The sequence below is a fragment of the Sphingomonas sp. 22176 genome (assembly GCF_052045505.1).
Lineage (GTDB): Bacteria > Pseudomonadota > Alphaproteobacteria > Sphingomonadales > Sphingomonadaceae > Sphingomonas.
Genome location: NZ_JBQEPL010000001.1, coordinates 422,021 through 437,396 on the forward strand (window position 1 = coordinate 422,021; position 15,376 = coordinate 437,396).

The 15,376-nt window shown below is 68.1% G+C and carries 17 protein-coding genes; 4 read left to right on the forward strand and 13 right to left on the reverse strand.

Annotation, left to right across the window (positions count from 1 at the left end):
- Positions 1-100: 100 nt before the first annotated feature.
- From sppA to ACTJKY_RS01940, 3 genes are read left to right on the forward strand one after another with little or no spacing between them, the layout of a single operon-like run.
- A complete protein-coding gene (sppA, locus tag ACTJKY_RS01930) occupies positions 101-2,002 on the forward strand; it encodes a signal peptide peptidase SppA (RefSeq protein ID WP_440843814.1) in 1,902 nt (633 codons plus the stop codon).
- Positions 1,999-2,562: an N-acetyltransferase family protein gene (locus ACTJKY_RS01935; protein ID WP_440843815.1), complete on the forward strand. Its 564-nt coding sequence runs from the start codon at positions 1,999-2,001 to the stop codon at positions 2,560-2,562. Before sppA ends, ACTJKY_RS01935 begins: the two co-directional genes overlap by 4 nt.
- Before the next feature lie 38 nt (positions 2,563-2,600).
- Positions 2,601-2,984, forward strand: a complete 384-nt coding sequence (locus ACTJKY_RS01940; RefSeq protein WP_440843817.1) for a hypothetical protein — start codon at positions 2,601-2,603, stop codon at positions 2,982-2,984.
- A 34-nt stretch (positions 2,985-3,018) separates the two neighbouring features.
- Here the strand turns inward: ACTJKY_RS01940 and fabI are convergent, their stop codons facing one another.
- The 7 genes from fabI to ACTJKY_RS01975 form a co-directional block, all read right to left on the reverse strand.
- Positions 3,019-3,822 carry an enoyl-ACP reductase FabI gene (gene fabI / locus ACTJKY_RS01945; protein WP_440843819.1) on the reverse strand — a complete coding sequence of 268 codons (804 nt, stop codon included), beginning with the start codon at positions 3,820-3,822 and terminating at the stop codon, positions 3,019-3,021.
- Positions 3,819-4,784: a YihY/virulence factor BrkB family protein gene (locus ACTJKY_RS01950; protein WP_440843820.1), complete on the reverse strand. Its 966-nt coding sequence runs from the start codon at positions 4,782-4,784 to the stop codon at positions 3,819-3,821. The genes fabI and ACTJKY_RS01950 overlap by 4 nt, the downstream gene beginning before the upstream one ends.
- 6 nt (positions 4,785-4,790) lie before the next feature.
- The gene (locus tag ACTJKY_RS01955; RefSeq protein ID WP_440843821.1) at positions 4,791-5,738 is read right to left on the reverse strand and encodes a DnaJ C-terminal domain-containing protein; all 948 of its coding nucleotides are present in this window, start codon (positions 5,736-5,738) and stop codon (positions 4,791-4,793) included.
- A gap of 113 nt (positions 5,739-5,851) precedes the next feature.
- Positions 5,852-6,358, reverse strand: a complete 507-nt coding sequence (locus ACTJKY_RS01960) for a hypothetical protein (RefSeq protein WP_440843822.1) — start codon at positions 6,356-6,358, stop codon at positions 5,852-5,854.
- A gap of 27 nt (positions 6,359-6,385) precedes the next feature.
- Entirely contained in the window at positions 6,386-7,759 is a 1,374-nt protein-coding gene (locus tag ACTJKY_RS01965; RefSeq protein ID WP_440843823.1) for a UdgX family uracil-DNA binding protein, read from the reverse strand.
- A 3-nt stretch (positions 7,760-7,762) separates the two neighbouring features.
- Complete coding sequence (locus ACTJKY_RS01970) at positions 7,763-8,248, reverse strand: hemerythrin domain-containing protein (RefSeq protein WP_121072583.1); 486 nt, start codon at positions 8,246-8,248, stop codon at positions 7,763-7,765.
- Positions 8,249-8,328: 80 nt separating this feature from the next.
- Positions 8,329-9,576, reverse strand: a complete 1,248-nt coding sequence (locus ACTJKY_RS01975) for a putative DNA modification/repair radical SAM protein (protein ID WP_440843824.1) — start codon at positions 9,574-9,576, stop codon at positions 8,329-8,331.
- An 88-nt stretch (positions 9,577-9,664) separates the two neighbouring features.
- On the opposite strand from ACTJKY_RS01975, the gene ACTJKY_RS01980 reads away from it, so the two are divergent.
- Positions 9,665-10,870, forward strand: coding sequence for a glycosyltransferase 87 family protein (locus tag ACTJKY_RS01980; RefSeq protein ID WP_440843826.1), 1,206 nt, complete (start codon positions 9,665-9,667; stop codon positions 10,868-10,870).
- A gap of 5 nt (positions 10,871-10,875) precedes the next feature.
- Here the strand turns inward: ACTJKY_RS01980 and ACTJKY_RS01985 are convergent, their stop codons facing one another.
- From ACTJKY_RS01985 to ACTJKY_RS02010, 6 genes are all read right to left on the reverse strand, one after another.
- On the reverse strand, positions 10,876-11,286 hold the full coding sequence (locus tag ACTJKY_RS01985) for a hypothetical protein (protein WP_440843828.1): 411 nt from the start codon (positions 11,284-11,286) through the stop codon (positions 10,876-10,878).
- Between the two features lie 57 nt (positions 11,287-11,343).
- Complete coding sequence (locus ACTJKY_RS01990; protein ID WP_440843829.1) at positions 11,344-11,877, reverse strand: demethoxyubiquinone hydroxylase family protein; 534 nt, start codon at positions 11,875-11,877, stop codon at positions 11,344-11,346.
- Positions 11,874-12,359 carry a disulfide bond formation protein B gene (locus ACTJKY_RS01995; RefSeq protein WP_440843831.1) on the reverse strand — a complete coding sequence of 162 codons (486 nt, stop codon included), beginning with the start codon at positions 12,357-12,359 and terminating at the stop codon, positions 11,874-11,876. The genes ACTJKY_RS01990 and ACTJKY_RS01995 overlap by 4 nt, the downstream gene beginning before the upstream one ends.
- A 17-nt stretch (positions 12,360-12,376) precedes the next feature.
- Entirely contained in the window at positions 12,377-13,705 is a 1,329-nt protein-coding gene (locus ACTJKY_RS02000) for a S41 family peptidase (protein ID WP_440843832.1), read from the reverse strand.
- A 65-nt stretch (positions 13,706-13,770) separates the two neighbouring features.
- On the reverse strand, positions 13,771-14,931 hold the full coding sequence (locus ACTJKY_RS02005) for a murein hydrolase activator EnvC family protein (protein ID WP_440843833.1): 1,161 nt from the start codon (positions 14,929-14,931) through the stop codon (positions 13,771-13,773).
- Positions 14,931-15,353 (reverse strand): 23S rRNA (pseudouridine(1915)-N(3))-methyltransferase RlmH, encoded by a 423-nt coding sequence (locus ACTJKY_RS02010; RefSeq protein WP_440843835.1) that lies wholly within the window; start codon positions 15,351-15,353, stop codon positions 14,931-14,933. Before ACTJKY_RS02010 ends, ACTJKY_RS02005 begins: the two co-directional genes overlap by 1 nt.
- Positions 15,354-15,376 lie beyond the last annotated feature (23 nt).

Sequence of the window (15,376 nt, forward strand, 5' to 3'; positions counted from 1 at the left end):
GGGAACTTTTTTCAGCGTGTTGGATCGATAAGACGGGTCGTTGCCTCGCCTGCGCGCATCCGGTAGCACCGCTGGTGGAATACCCTTTGAGGAGCCGCCGGTGAAGCTGGTTCGTACCGCCTGGAAGATACTCGTCGGAATCAAGGACCTGCTCGTCCTGGTTCTGCTCCTCCTGTTCTTTTCCGCACTGTTCGCGGCGCTGTCGCACCGACCGACTCCGGCGACGATTCGCGACGGCGCGCTGATCGTCGCGTTCAACGGCGCCCTGGTCGAGCAGCCGAGCGAGGCCGATCCGCTGTCCAGCGTGAGCGGCGCCCGCGCCGCTGGCCAGGTCGGCGCGCGGGACGTGATCCGCGCGCTCGACGCCGCCCGCACCGATTCCCGCGTCAAGGCGGTGGTGCTCGATCTCGACAGCTTCCTCGGCGGCTATCCCGCCACGGTGAGCGACGTCGCCGCCGCGGTCGGCCGCGTCCGCGCCGCAGGCAAGCCGGTGCTCGCCTATGCCACCGCCTATACCGACAGCGGCTACCAGATCGCGGCCAATGCCAGCGAGATCTGGGTCCACCCGATGGGCGGATCGCTGTTCATGGGCCCGGGCGGCCGCCAGCTCTATTACAAGGGGCTGACCGAGAAGCTCGGCATCAACGTCCACGTCTACAAGGTCGGCAAGTTCAAGTCGGCGGTGGAGCCCTATATCCGCGCCGACATGTCGCCCGAGGCACGCGAGGCGAACACCGCGCTCTATGGCGGCCTGCTCGACCAGTGGCGCGACGGCATCCTGAAGGCACGGCCAAAGGCCCGCATCGCCGATTTCCTGATGAAGCCCGACGTAGCGATCACCGCCGCCAAGGGCAACATCGCCAGCGCCAACAAAGCCTATGGCCTGGTGGACCAGCTCGGCGACCGGATCGCCTTCGGCAAGCACGTCGCGCAACTGGTGGGTGCGCCGAACGGCGCCCGCGCCGGCAATTTCAACGGCATCAAGCTCGCCGACTGGCTCCAGGCCAATCCGCTGCCGACCAGCGGCGATGCGATCGGCGTGATCACCATCGCCGGCGAGATCGTCGACGGCAAGGGCGGCGCAGGGACCGCGGGCGGCGATACCGTCAGCAAGCTCGTGCTCGACGGGCTCAAGGACGGCAAGCTCAAGGCGCTGGTCGTCCGCGTCGATTCGCCGGGCGGCTCGGCGATGGCCTCGGAGCAGATGCGCCAGGCGATCCTGCAGGCGAAGGCGCAGAAGCTGCCGATCGTCGTCTCGATGGGCGGTCTGGCGGCGAGCGGCGGCTATTGGGTGTCGACCGCGGGCGACGTGATCTTCGCCGAGCCGAACACGATCACCGGATCGATCGGCATCTTCGGCATCATTCCCACCTTCGAGAACAGCCTCGCCAAGATCGGCGTGACCACCGACGGGGTGGAGAGCACGCCGCTCACCGGCCAGCCGAGCGTCTATGGCGGCACCAACGCCACGGTGGACACGATCCTGCAATCGGCGATCGAGGCGGGCTATGGCCGCTTCGTCGGGCTGGTCGCCGCGTCGCGCAAGCTGACGCCGCAGCGGGTCGACGAGATCGGCCAGGGCCGGGTGTGGATCGGCGGCATCGCGCGGCAGATCGGCCTGGTCGATCGCTTCGGCGGGCTGAACGACGCCATCGCCGAGGCCGCCAAGCGCGCCAATCTCGATCCCGCCAAGGTGCGCCCGGTCTATCTCGCCAAGAAGCCCAATGCGCTGACCGCGGCGGTCGCCGGCTTCCTCGGCGCGCTCGGCAATGACGATGACGATGACGGCAACTGGGCCGATGCCCCCTCCGGCAGCGACGCCTATGCCCGGATCGGCGAGGAGCGCCGCATGCTGCTCGCCCAGGCGCTGGGCGATGCCAAGCGACTGACCGCCAGCGGATCGGTCCAGGCGCGCTGCCTAGAATGCATGGCGCTGGGCGTGCCGAGCGCACAGCCGAGCGACCTTGCCCTTCTGCAATTCGCCATGGGAGCACTGAAGTGATCGGAATTCGCGCCGCCACGCCGGACGACGCAGCGGCGATCGCCGCCATCTACGCGCCGAACGTGCTGACGGGCACCGCCTCGTTCGAGATCGAGCCGCCCGACGCCGCCGCGATGGCGGCACGGATGGCGGCGAGCGAGGGCTATTACCCCTGGCTGGTCGCCACTAATGGCGACGGCGTCGATGGCGGGGTGATCGGCTATGCCTATGCGAGCAAGTTCCGCGAGCGCCCGGCCTATCGCTATGTCGTCGAAAGCACGATCTACATGGCCGACACGGCCCAGCGCCGCGGCGCTGGGCGGCTGCTCTACGAGGCGCTGGTCGATACGCTGCGCGCGCAGGGCTTCGTCCATGCCTTCGGGATGATCACGCTGCCCAACGACAGCTCGATCGCGCTGCACGAGGCGGTGGGCTTCCGCCGCACCGGCGTGTTCCGCGAGGCGGGGTACAAGCACGGCCAGTGGATCGACGTCGGCATCTGGCAGTGCGAGCTCAACGAGCCGGCCCGCCCGCCCGAAGAGCCCAAGCCGTTCCACGAGCTGGGCGTGGTGCGCGGTTGACGGGGGCGGGCGCTTCGCAGCCCTCCCCCTCCTACGCCGTGGATTTCAGCATCGAGGTGGATCTCCTCCGCCGCCTGATCACGGTTACCATCACCGGCATTCCTTCTCCCGAGGATGTCGGCTGGATCGCCGAGTCGGTGCGTGAGAAGATCCTGTCCTTAGGCCCCGGAAAGCACGTCACGCTGTATGACGTGCGGGGCGTGCAGGTGCTGCCGCAGGAAACCACCGATACGGCATTGCGAAGCCTGCGCATCGATGCGCCGGAAATGTGGGCAGAGCGGCTCGCCTTCGTTGCCACGACCATGCTCACGCGCCGCCAGACGCGCCGGATTGCCGAAGCGCGGCCGAAAGCGTCGGTGTTCGAAGATATCGAGGCAGCGCGCGCCTGGCTGTTCGCCGAGGATTTAACCGGCGCAGGCTGAACGGGGTGGGCGGCACGTGGCCGCCCCGCACCCTTTACGCCAGCGCGATATCCGGCGCGTCCTCGGCCTTCATGCCGATGACGTTGTAGCCGGCGTCGACATGGTGGGTCTCGCCGGTCACGCCCGATGCCAGGTCCGAGAGCAGATAGAGGCCGGCGCCGCCGACATCTTCGATCGTCACGTTGCGGCGCAGCGGCGAGTTCAGCTGGTTCCACTTGAGGATGTAGTTGAAGTCGCCGATGCCGCGCGCCGCCAGCGTCTGGATCGGGCCTGCCGAGATGGCGTTGACGCGGATATTCTCCGGCCCCAGGTCCATCGCCAGATACTTGACCGAGGTCTCCAGCGCCGACTTGGCGACGCCCATCACGTTATAGTGCGGCACCACCTTCTCGGCGCCGTAATAGCTCAGCGTCAGCAGGCTGCCGCCGTTCGGCATCATCCGCTGCGCGCGCTGCGCCACCGCGGTGAAGCTGTACACCGAGATGTTCATCGTCATCAGGAAGTTGTCGAGCGTGGTGTCGTAATAATGGCCGCGCAGCTGGTTCTTGTCCGAGAAGCCGATCGCGTGGACGACGAAATCGATCGTCGGCCAGCGCGCCGCCAGCGTCTCGAACGTGGTGTCGAGCGCGGCCATGTCCGCCACGTCGCAATCGATCAGGAAATCGGAGCCAACCTGCTCCGCCAGCGGCTTCACCCGCTTGAGCAGCGCATCGCCCTGATAGGAAAAGGCCAGCTCCGCGCCCTGGGCGTGCAGTGCCTTGGCGATGCCCCATGCCAGCGACTTGTCGTTGGCGAGGCCCATGATGAGCCCGCGCTTCCCTTGCATCAATCCGGTCACGTCTTCTGAATCTCCTGTGCTTGGTCTCCCTCTAGACCGGCTTCGGGCACTTCCGCCAGAGCCGCGTTGAGTTCCGCCCCTACGACGAGGCCGAGTCCCACCAGGAAAAAGAAGATCAGCGCGACCATCACGCCCGCCAGGCTGCCATAGGTGGCGCCGTAGCCGCCCAGCGTCGACAGCACCAAAGGCAGCCCGCCGGTGACGCTGAGCCACCATAGCGTCGTGCACAATGCACCCGGCCATTTGGGGTAGCAACGCGCCCGATAGCGCGACGGCGTGAGGGCGAAGAACAGCACGTAGAGCGCGCCAAACAGGGCGAAGGCCGGCACCGCCTTGCTCGCCGAGGCGAAGTGCTGCGCCTCGGTGGCGAGCGGGAGTACGCGGTAGAGAAATTGTTCGATGCCGGTGAGGATCACCTGGAAGGTGAAGGCCAGCATCACCAGCAGCACCGCCGCCACGATCATCCCGATCGACGCCAGCCGGTAGCGCCAGAAGGGCGTGCTGGAACTGGTGCCGTACGCCTGGCGCAGGATGCCGCGGATGGTTTCGATGAACCCGGCCGTGGTCCACAGGCCGACCAGCGCGCCCAGCCACAACAGCCCGCCGGTGCGGCCGTGCAGCACTTCGATCACCGGTTCGCGCAGCAGCTTGGCGACGTCGGGCGGCACGGTCTGAAGGAATGCCTCCAGCGCGTGCACGCCGGTGCCGGTGCGCCCGACCAGGCTCGCCAGCGCGGTGGCCACGATGAAGAAGGGGAACAGCGTTACCAGCGAGAGGTAGGCGAGGTTGCCCGCATAGGTGAAGCCGTCGTTGAAGGTACCGATCGCGACGCGCTTGGTGATCTCGAACATGCGTTCGGTAACGCCGAGCTCGGCCAGCCGACGGGGGACCTTCCCGCCGACGCCCAGCCGCCGTCCCTCAGGCGACTGGGGCGAGATCGAGGCGCGCGTCGGTTCGTCCACGCGGGGTCAGACGCCCATGCGTCCCCGCGGGTTCCCCTGGTTCTTCCATCCTTGCGCAAATTCGATCAGGGCATCGTCGTCGACGGGCAGTTCGACCATCAGCGTGACGAACAGGTCACCGCGTGCCCCGCCCCGCTTGTGGAAGCCGCGGCCCTTGAGGCGCAGCACCTTGCCCGAGCTCGATCCCTTGGGGACGGTGAGCATCACCGGGCCGTCGGGGGTCGGCACGCGCACCTGCGCACCGAGCACCGCCTCGGCCAGCGTCACCGGCAGGTCGAGCTTGATGTCGTCGCCGTCGCGCACATAGAAGCGATGCGGCTGAATCTCGATCGTGACGATCGCATCGCCCGCCCCGCCCGGGCCTTCCTCGCCCTTGCCGGCGAGGCGCATCTGGGTGCCTTCCTCGACGCCGGCGGGCAGCTTGAGGTCGATCGTCTTGCCGTCCTTGAGCGTGATCCGCTGCGGCGCAAGCTTGGCGGCATCCTCGAAGGACACGGCGAGGCGATAGGCGATGTTGGCGCCCTTGGGCTGCGGGCGCCGGCCGAAGCCGCCGAACCCGCCGCTGAAGCCGCCCCCGCCGCCGCCGCCGCCGCGCTTGCCGCCGCCGAACAGACCCTCGAAGATGTCGCCGATATCGGCTTCGCCGCCGCCGAAATCGAACTGGCCGCCGCCGGGACGGAAACCGCCCCCGCCGCCGCCCGCGCCTGCGCCGAAGCCGAACGGCGCGATCGGGTTGCCGTCGCCGTCGATCTCGCCCCGGTCGAAGCGGGCGCGCTTGTCCTTGTCGGTCAGCAGGTCATAGGCTTGGGTGACCTGGCTGAACTTCTCCGATGCCTTGGGATTGTCCTTGTTGCGATCGGGGTGCAGCTCCTTGGCGAGCTTGCGATAGGCCTTCTTGATCTCGTCCTCGCTCGCGCTACGCGCCACCCCGAGCGTTACGTATGGATCTGCCACCAAAATCCCCAATGCGTCCAATGCCAATCGCCCGCCCCTTACAGGACAGGTGTTAAAGCCCAAACATCGGCGTGCGGATCGTTTCGCGCAAGGGGCGCGGCGCTATCCGCCGCCTAGCGGCACTTGGTGTCGCGAAGGGTGTAGTGCGCGAACACCGTCTCCTTGCCCGCCTTGTCCTTCGCGGTGATCTGCCATTCGAGCATGCGCTCGCGCTTGCGCCACCGATTGACGAACTCGGCGTCGGGATATGCATAGGTGATCGTGAAGCCGTCGCCGGTCAGCGCGCCCTTGCCGGTGGCGGTATAGGCGGCGCCGAAGCTATCCGCCCAGAGGCCGGCGATGCCGCCGTCCTCGCCGACCGCGCCGAACAGCAGGTGGGCGGCATAGCGATCCTTGGCATCCGCGACCGCAACGCTGGTGGCATCGATCGCGAACATCGTCCGTTCCAGGGTGGGATAGGCGGTGAGGGTGAGCGTCACCGGCTTGCCCCGCACTTCGCCTTCGCCCTGCCAGCAGCCGCTCAGCGCGAACATGGTCAGCGGGATCTTCGAAAAATCCTGTGCCGAGGCGGACAGCGGCAGCAGCAGCGCCAGCGCGGCGCCCATTATCGTCTTCATCATGCGCCCCTTTTGACGCGGCTTCCGGCGCTAGAGCAAGGCCCAGGCGGCGCGCAGATCGGCGACGAACTCCTGGTACGCCTGCGCTGCGGCGTCGGCATCGGGCAGGCGGAGGAGGTAGCTGGGGTGCACCGTCACCCAGCCGGTGCCGCCCTCGGGGAGCGCCAGCTTCTGACCGCGCAGCCTGGAGATGGTCGCCGCCTTGCCGGTGATCTGGCGGGCGGCCGTCGCGCCGAGCGCGATGACCAGCTTGGGGCGGACCAGCGCCAGTTCCTGCTCGTACCACCAGCGGCAGGCAGTGATCTCCCCGGCATCGGGCTTGGCGTGGATGCGCCGCTTGCCGCGCGGCTCGAACTTGAAGTGCTTGACCGCGTTGGTGACGTAGACGCGGGCGCGATCGATCCCCGCTTCGTCGAGCGCCTTGTTCAGCATCTGCCCCGCAGGGCCGACGAACGCACGGCCGGCGAGATCCTCCTGGTCGCCGGGCTGCTCGCCGACCAACATCATATCGGCGTCGAGCGGCCCCTCGCCGAACACCGTCTGGGTGGCGGGCTTGTAGAGCGGGCAGCGGGTGCACGCCGCCGCCTCGTCGCGCAGCGCTTCCCAGGCGCTCTCGACATTGCCGCCGACCGACGTGCGTGCCGTCTCCACCATCGCCGTCTCCCGCGCCCGGGCACCGGCCACGAGCTCCTTGACCAACGCGGTTTCGGGCATGTTTTTCCAGTATTTGCGCGGCATTTCCTTGAGCATCGCGCCGGTCTTGAGGCGGGCGGGATTGAAGATCGAGGCGTAATAGGTCTTCCACACCGCCTCGACCGGATCGTCGGCGGGCGCATCGCCGCGGGTAGCGGCAGTGCCTTCGCTCAGCGTCGTGCCATCCCAGTGGATGGAGAGTTCGGGGGTGAGGATCGACCAGCGCATGCTCGCGAAGCGCTCGACGAAGAAGCGGGCATTAGCCCGAACGATGTGATGTTCGGGTTCGAACCAGGCGATGAAGCGCGGGCCGCTCTCGTCGACCAGTTCGCGAAAGCGGACAAAGGCGCGCATCTTGTGGATGTCGCGACGCACCGCCTTGGCCATCAGCTCCAACCGGCGGACCAGCGGGTCGGCGCGGTCCTCGATCCGGTGCGGATCGGTGGCAAGCAGCGTGTAGAGGAGGGAGAAACGCTGCGGGTCCGAATGGAGGATGACGGCCTGCGCCAGCTCCACGAACGCCTTGGGAACACGCAGTTGCGTACCGTTGGCGGCCGGCGGCGGGGCGGCTTCGGCGGCGAACAGATCGCCGCCGCCCTCGCCTACCCGCCACACCACCTCGGGCGGCGCGACATGCGCCTGGGCCAGCGCCCGCGCCGCATCGCGCCAGCCCTCGAAATCATCCTCGGCGGCAAGCGTTACGGCGCGCAACGCTTATTCGCGCTCGTCGCCCGGCGGGTGTGCTTCGGCGCGCTCCAGTTCCTTGGGCTTGCGCTTCTCGAAGATCTTGCCGAGCCGCTCTTCCTCTTCCGCCGAAAGCTCCTTCTCGGCGGTGGGGAACATCTCTTCCTCCTCCTCGTCGATATGGTGGAGGTAGCGGTCCTTCATCGCGCGGAACTTCGAAAGCCAGGCCGAGGACGACATTTCGATGTCCATCAGCTCGCCGAGCAGGTCATCGACTTCCTTGTGCTCGGACACCGAATGCCGCGCATCCTCGCGCAGCTCCGGGTTGGCGAGCATCGTCGCGTAGAGCGACTCTTCTTCGGCTGCGGCGTGCGACTGGAGTTCGAGGCGGAGCTGCTCGAACAGGTCGCGGCGCTCGGGGCTGTCGCCCGAGGTGGCGTCGATCTTGGCGATCAGCTCGCGCTGGCGATCGTGATCGGCGATGAGGTCGGCGAAGATGCGGGGCTGGTCGGCCATGTGGGTATCTCCCTGGTTTCCCAGACCCAACCGGCGGCCCTGCGCTAGGTTGCTCCCGCGAGTCGTTCGCAAGCCCGCCCTCACGCCGCGAACAGCTCCAGCTGCTCCTTCTTGGGCGCGATCCAGGCGCGGAGATCGGCCTTGTCGGTCAGCGCCACCGGGCGCCAGTCGGCGGTGACGATGAACGGGCGGATCTTGGCCAGCGAGACGGTGAGCCGCGCGACATCCTCCAGCCGCAGCCGCCGCCATTTCCGCGCGGCGACGATCGAGGCGACCGCCTTGGTCCCCAGCCCCGGCACGCGCAGCAGCGCCTCGCGCGGGGCACGGTTGAGGTCGACGGGGAAGCGATCGCGGAAGCGCAGCGCCCAGGCAAGCTTGGGATCGATGTCGAGGGGCAGCATGCCCGTCGCCGGGTCCACCGCCTGCGCCACCTCGTCGGGGCGATATTCGTAGAAGCGCATCAGCCAGTCCGACTGATACAGCCTGTGCTCGCGCATCAGCGGCGGACGCTGGAGCGGCAGCACCGTGCTGGCATCGGGAATTGGGCTGAATGCCGAATAATAGACGCGGCGCAGGCCGAAGCGACCGTACAGCCCGGCGGCGCGATCGATGATGTCGCCGTCGGTCGCGGCATCGGCGCCGACGATCATCTGGGTCGACTGGCCGGCGGGCGCAAATTTGGGTGCCGAGCGATAGCGCTTCCGCGCATCCGCGCCGTCCTCGATCGCGCTGCGCATGCCGAGCATCGCGCCTTCGATCTGCGGCGCGGATTTCTCGGGCGCGAGCCGCTTGAGCCCGGCAACGGTGGGCAGCTCGACATTGATCGACAGGCGATCGGCGTGGAGACCCGCCTGGTGGATCAGCGCCGGATCGGCATCGGGAATCGTCTTGAGGTGGATATAGCCGCGGAAATGATGGTCTTCGCGCAAGCTCCGCGCCACCTCGACCATCTGCTCCATCGTATAGTCGGACGAGCGGATGATGCCGGAGGAGAGGAACAGCCCCTCGATATAATTGCGGCGGTAGAAGTTGAGCGTGAGCTCGACCACTTCGGCGGGCGTGAATCGCGCGCGGCGCACATTCGAGCTCTTGCGGTTGATGCAGTAATGGCAATCGAAGATGCAGCTGTTGGTCAGCAGGATCTTGAGCAGGCTGATGCAGCGGCCGTCGGGCGCATAGGCATGGCAGATGCCCATGCCGGTGGTGGAGCCCAGCCCCTTGCCGTCCTTCGACGTGCGCTTGGCGGTGCCCGAGGACGCGCAGGAAGCATCGTATTTCGCCGCATCGGCGAGGATCGCCAGCTTTGCACGGGTGTCGAGTTGCGCCATCCGTTCCATCTATGTTCTCAAACACCTGCTGTCCAGATGGACGCTCGGCCATCGGCCCTGTACCAGCGCCGACCGGAGGGTTTCGGGCATGATTCAGCGGATCGACGGGCGCGTGCGGGCGCTGGCACTCGGCATGGCGCTCACCTGCCTGCTCGGCTGGGTGTTCAAGGCGCATTGCATGCCGCAGGGCTGGAGCGGCGCGATCCAGTATATCAGTGGCTGCTACAGCGACGCCCCGCCCTTCTGGGTCGAGCGCCATGTCGGCGAGGGGCGGATCCCCTATTTCCAGACGCCGATGGAATATCCGGTGCTCACCGGGCTGCAGATCTGGATCGAGGGCGCGCTGGCCCGCGGGCTGTTCGGGGCGGGTGCGGACGGTGCAACCTTCCTCGCCATGGTGTCGCTCGGCAATGCGCTGCTGGCCGGGCTGATCCTGGCGATGTTTGTCCGCGAAGGCATGAACCGCGCGCGGCTATGGCTCTGGGCGTGTGCGCCGCCGCTGGTCCTCTATCTCGGCCATAACTGGGATTTGGGCGCGGTGACGCTGGCAGTAGCGGCGATGCTGGCCGCGCGCCGACAGCGCCTGGTGCTGGCCGCCGCCCTCGCCGCACTCGGGGCCGCGGCGAAGCTGTTCCCGGTGCTGCTGCTGCCGCTGATCGGGCTGGCGGCGCTGACCGCGCCGGGGCAGGCCTGGCGCGCACGGGTGACGACGGCCGCAGGCTGCGTGGTGGCAGCGATCGGCGCCTGGGCAGCGGTGAACCTGCCGGTGGCGCTGGTGGCGCCGGAGAACTGGTCCGAATTCTACCGCTTCTCGGAAGCGCGCGCGGGCACCGTCGCCGCCACCTGGTCGGTCCTCTCCGATCAAGGCGTGTGGGTGACCGACACCGCGCACCGCAATCTTGCCGCGTCGCTCGCCTTTTTGGCCGGTGCGGCGGCGATCGTCGCGATCGGCTGGCGGAAGCACCGCGAACGGCCCTGGGCGCTGTTCACCCCGGTGCTCGCCTGGTTCCTGCTCACCAACAAGGTCTGGTCGCCGCAGTTCGACCTGTGGCTCTACCCGCTGCTGGTGATGACCAGTCCGCGCCTGGCACCGATCGCATTGTTCGTGATCGGCGACATCGCCGCCTATGTGACGGAATTCTGGTGGCTCGCAGGGCTGGCCAACGCCTGGCCCTATGCGACGCATCAGGACATCTTGATAGCCGCAAGCGTGCGCGGCGTGGCGATGCTGTGGCTGATCGCCGATGCGGTGCGGCTGCCGGCGCCCGCGTGGATCACCCGCGCGCCGGCCTGAGCCGATCAGGGCAGCGGCAGGTCGGTCTCGGCCTTCTTCTGCGCGCGGCGTTCCTCGCGCGCTGCGGTCGCCTGCTTGACGAAGCAGCCGGTGCCGCCGCCGGCGCCCACGGTCGAGCAGCTGTTGGTGCCGAAATTGCCCGTGGTCAGCGCATCCTGCGAGCGTACCGCCCAGGACTGGCCCTTTTGCGGGACGGTCGGGGTGCTGTCGCGGATGTTCTTGGGGATGCGGAAACGCTCGCCCTCGTCCAGACGCTGGCAGACGACGATTTCCTCGCCATTCTTGTTGGTCGGGCACTTGTCGTTGCCGTAGATGATCAGCACGCCGTTCTGGACGGCGTTCTGGGCATGCGCCGGCACCGCGGCGAGCAGCGGCGCCGCAGCGGCCGCGGTGATGATGGCGATCCTCTTGAGCACCTGCGTTCCTCCTGTTGGTGCGCGCCACCCTGCCGGGGCGCGCCTGAATAGCCGCTGTCAGATCCGCTTCGACACGCCGATCGCGAACCGGCATCCTGCACGGATCAGCGCCGAGAGCACCGGATAGCCGGGCGTGCTTTCCGCGCCCGAGGCGATCGCGGTGTCGCGATGCTCGATCTCCTCATCGCGGAATCGCGCGACGGCATCGCGCAGTTCCGGATCCTCGTCGCCCAATTGCTCGAGCTGCTGCTGGTAATGAAGGTCGATCTCGGTCTCGATCGCCGCGGTGCAGGCCATCGCCGCCTGCGGCCCCAGCGCCGCGGTGACGACGCCGAGGCCGAAACCCGCCACGTCCCAGAAGGGCTGGAGCGCCGTTGGTCGCACGCCGCGCTTGGCGATCAGCGCGTCGAAAAAGGCGCGGTGATGCTCCTCCTGGTTGGCCATGCCGGCGATGGTGCGCGCGGTGGGGGTGCGATCGCCCATCACCGCGAGCTGCCCCGCATAGATTCGCGTCGCGCCATATTCGCCGGCCTGGTCCACCCGGACCATGGCGTCATGCCCTTCCCGACGATCCCCGGGCTTCCAGCTCATCGCACTGCCTTTCGCGTTGCGAGCAGCGCGATCATCACCGCGCCGCCCAGCGAGAAGATGGCGTTATAGCCGGCCAGGCTGATTCCGAACATCGTCCATTGGGGCACGTCGCAGCGGACGATCGGCGCGCGGAGTGCCTGGGTGAGCATCTCCATCGGCGAGCCCTGGCGCGGCGCGGCGGTGCATTCGGTGATGCCCTGCCACCAATGATATTCAGTACCGGCATGATAGACGCCGATCGCGCCGCTCACCGCGATCAGCAGCGCGGCGAGTAGCACCAGCGCCGCCACCTGCCGCCGCCCGCGTACGAAGAAGGCGAGCCCTGCCACGATGATCGCGGCCAGATGCGGCCAGCGCTGCCACACGCACATCTCGCACGGCACCAAGCCGCCGATGAACTGCGACCCGATCGCCCCGCCGAGCAGCGCCAGCGGCAGCAGCAGCGCCAGCCAGCGCGAGAGCACCGGAACGTTGCGCGGCATCCTGCCCAGATTGCGGCTCACTTGGCGGCGCTCGCAGCCGGCGCCTTGCCCAGTCGGGCGAGCGTCTGCACCGCATAGGTCAGCTGGAAGTCGGTGATGCCCTTCTTCTTCAGCTCGTCGGCGGTGGCGGTGAAGCGCGGATCGGGGGTGTCGTCCGATTCCAGCACGCTATCGTCCACCTTCTCCATGTTGATCAGGTGGCGGCGCAGATCGGCCTCGCGCAGCTCCGGCCGCGACTTGTAGTCGGGATCGCTCAGCTGCGGCACGGCGATGTCGGGCTTGATGCCGCCTTCCTGCACCGAGTGGCCCGAAGGGGTGAAATAGCGCGCGGTGGTGAGGCGCAGCGCGGCGTGCGGGCCCATCGGCAGGATGGTCTGCACCGATCCCTTGCCGAAGCTGCGCACGCCCAGCACCAGCGCGCGGTGATGGTCCTGCAGCGCACCGGCGACGATTTCGGAGGCGGAGGCGGTGCCGGCATCGGTCAGCACGATCACCGGCAGCCCCTTGGCGAGGTCGCCCGGGAACACGCTTTCGGCATAATAGCGCTCGATATCGGTCTTCTCGCGGCCGCGCTGCGATACGATCTCGCCATGGTTGAGGAACACGTCGGACACGCCGATCGCCTCGGTCAGCAGGCCGCCGCCATTGTTGCGCAGGTCGAGGATATAGCCGAGCGGCTTGTGGCCCAGCTTCTTGTCGATCTCCTGGATCGCCAGCGCGGTGTCGCCGCCGGTATGCGCGGTGAAGGTGCTGATGCGGATGATGCCCACGCCGTCCTTGACGTCCGCCTTCACCGATTTCTGGGTGATGATCTCGCGGGTCAGGGTGAATTGCAGCGGCTTGTCGGCGCCGGGGCGCACGATGGTGAGCGCGATCTTGGTGCCCGGCTTGCCGCGCATCTGGGTGATCGCCTCGTCCAGGCTACCGCCGACGATGAACTTGCCGTCGAGATGGGTGATGTAATCGCCCGCCTTGATGCCAGCGCGCGCGGCGGGGCCGTCGTCGTTCGGCGCGATCACCTTCACCGCCCCGTCCTGCTGGGTGACGGTGAGGCCGAGGCCGCCGTAATTGCCTTCGGTCTGGATCTTGAGATTGTCGAAATCTAGCCCGTCGGCATAGCTGCTGTGCGGATCGAGCGCGGCGAGCATGCCTTCGATCGCGCCCTTCACCAGCGTCTTGTCGTCGACCTTCTCGACGTAATTCGCCTTAACGGTGTTGTAGACTTCCATGAAGGTGTCGAGCTCACGATAGCTGCTGGTATCGACCCCCGCCATGGCACCGGATGTGATGGGAATGATCGCAAGTGCGCCGACGGCGGCGGAAACCTGTAGAAACGAACGCAGCATCAAGAGACTTTCCGGAAGGGCGACCCTGGTAATGTAGGCCAGACTAGCGGGATTTGCACGCGGTGTCAGTCGAGCAATTGGGTCAGGTCCAGCGGCTGCCCGCGGCGGCGCAGCTCGACGGTGATACGCGGGCCGGCGGTGCCGAGGGTTGCGCCTTGCGCGACCTTGGCGCCCGGGCGAACGGCCAGCGTGGAAAAGCCCGAAATGAGGCTGGTCCAGCCTTTGCCATGGTCGATGATCACGACCTGGCCATAGCCGGCGAAGGGCGCGGCATAAGCGATGGTGCCGGCGGCGGGCGCGACGACCGCGGACCCCGGTTGCACCGCAAAGCTTGGACCGCGGGCGCGGACGCCGGCGGGCGAAATCTCGCCGAAGCCGGTGACGAGCTGGCCGGTGACGGGCAGGCGATAGGGTCCGGGGCCGGTTACCCGATCGGCCAAGGTGCCGGGACGGGGCAGCGGGCCGCCCAGGACGAGCAGGTCCGATCGCACCTGCGCGGCACTCTGGCTGCGGTCCTGCTCGGCGGCGAGGTCGCGCGCCTTCTCGCCCAGCGCCAGGGCGCGATCCGATTCTACCAGCGCATCGCGGCCCAGCGTCATCGCGCGCAGCCGGTGCTCGGATTCGAGCTGGAGCGCGGCCAGTCGCCGCGATTCGAGCGCGGTGCGCCGGGTGCGCAGCTCGGCGACTGCCTTGCTCGCCGCGACGCGCAGTGCCTCCGAGCGCGCCAGGTCCGCCCGTACGCCGACACTCCGCGCTTCGATCGCGGGCAACAGGCTGGCCAGCGTCGCGCGGACATGGACGAGATCCTGCGCCGATCCCGGCTGGGCGAGCGCCAGCACCGCCGGGCGCCAGGCCATCGCCTGCAGCGCGGCGACGAGTTCGATCGCCGGCCGCTGGCGTTCGGCAAAGGCGGTGCGCTGGCGGGCAAGCAAGCGGTCGAGCAGCGCCGCGCGCGCTTCGGCTGCGGCCTGCTCGGCCTCCGCCGCCTTGATCCGCTGCGCCGCTGCCGCCTGCTCGGCGCGGGCCCGGGCTTCGCTATCGCGTTCGCCGGCGGCAGCGCGGTCGAGTTCGGCCGCCCGTCGTTCGGCGGCCAGCGCGGCCTGGGACGCCGCCATCACCAAACGCGCGCTCTGTTGGGTAGCGTCGGGCTGCGGCTGGGCGAGCACGCCGGTCACGCCGATCGCGACCAGCGCCGCCGCGATGCCGAGGCCGCGCGCCAGGCCCATCAGCCTTCGCGGTGATAGGGATGGTTGGCGAGGATCGAGACCGCCCGCCACAGCTGCTCGGCAAGCATCGCCCGCGCCATCATGTGCGGCCAGGTCGCCTTGCCGAAGCTGAGCAGCATATCCGCCGCCCGGCGATCGGCATCGTCGAATCCGTCGGCCGCGCCGATCAGGAAGCGCGTCTCGCGCACCCCGTCGTCGCGCCAGGCGCCAAGCCGGGTGGCCAGCGTCTTGGAAGGCAGGTTCTCGCCGAGCTCATCGAGCATCACCACGCGGGTGCCGGGGGCAAGCACCGGTATCTTGCCGCCGGTATCAGGCAGTTCGGTGACGCGCGTGCCCCAGGTCACCCGCTTCAGATAGCGGTCGACCAGTTCGGCCTCGGGGCTGCGCCCAATCCGGCCGCGCGCGACGATGTGCAGCAGCATTGCGCGCGGACCTTCGGTATCAG

Excerpts from the sequence above, each read along its gene's own strand:
- ACTJKY_RS01970 (WP_121072583.1), bottom strand. The coding sequence starts at position 8,248 with ATGGCCGACCAGCCCCGCATCTTCGCCGACCTCATCGCCGATCACGAT.
- ACTJKY_RS01975 (WP_440843824.1), bottom strand. The coding sequence starts at position 9,576 with ATGGCGCAACTCGACACCCGTGCAAAGCTGGCGATCCTCGCCGATGCG.
- ACTJKY_RS02010 (WP_440843835.1), bottom strand. The coding sequence starts at position 15,353 with ATGCTGCTGCACATCGTCGCGCGCGGCCGGATTGGGCGCAGCCCCGAG.
- ACTJKY_RS01980 (WP_440843826.1), top strand. The coding sequence starts at position 9,665 with ATGATTCAGCGGATCGACGGGCGCGTGCGGGCGCTGGCACTCGGCATG.
- ACTJKY_RS01995 (WP_440843831.1), bottom strand. The coding sequence starts at position 12,359 with ATGCCGCGCAACGTTCCGGTGCTCTCGCGCTGGCTGGCGCTGCTGCTG.
- ACTJKY_RS02005 (WP_440843833.1), bottom strand. The coding sequence starts at position 14,931 with ATGGGCCTGGCGCGCGGCCTCGGCATCGCGGCGGCGCTGGTCGCGATC.
- ACTJKY_RS01960 (WP_440843822.1), bottom strand. The coding sequence starts at position 6,358 with ATGATGAAGACGATAATGGGCGCCGCGCTGGCGCTGCTGCTGCCGCTG.
- ACTJKY_RS01990 (WP_440843829.1), bottom strand. The coding sequence starts at position 11,877 with ATGAGCTGGAAGCCCGGGGATCGTCGGGAAGGGCATGACGCCATGGTC.
- ACTJKY_RS02000 (WP_440843832.1), bottom strand. The coding sequence starts at position 13,705 with ATGCTGCGTTCGTTTCTACAGGTTTCCGCCGCCGTCGGCGCACTTGCG.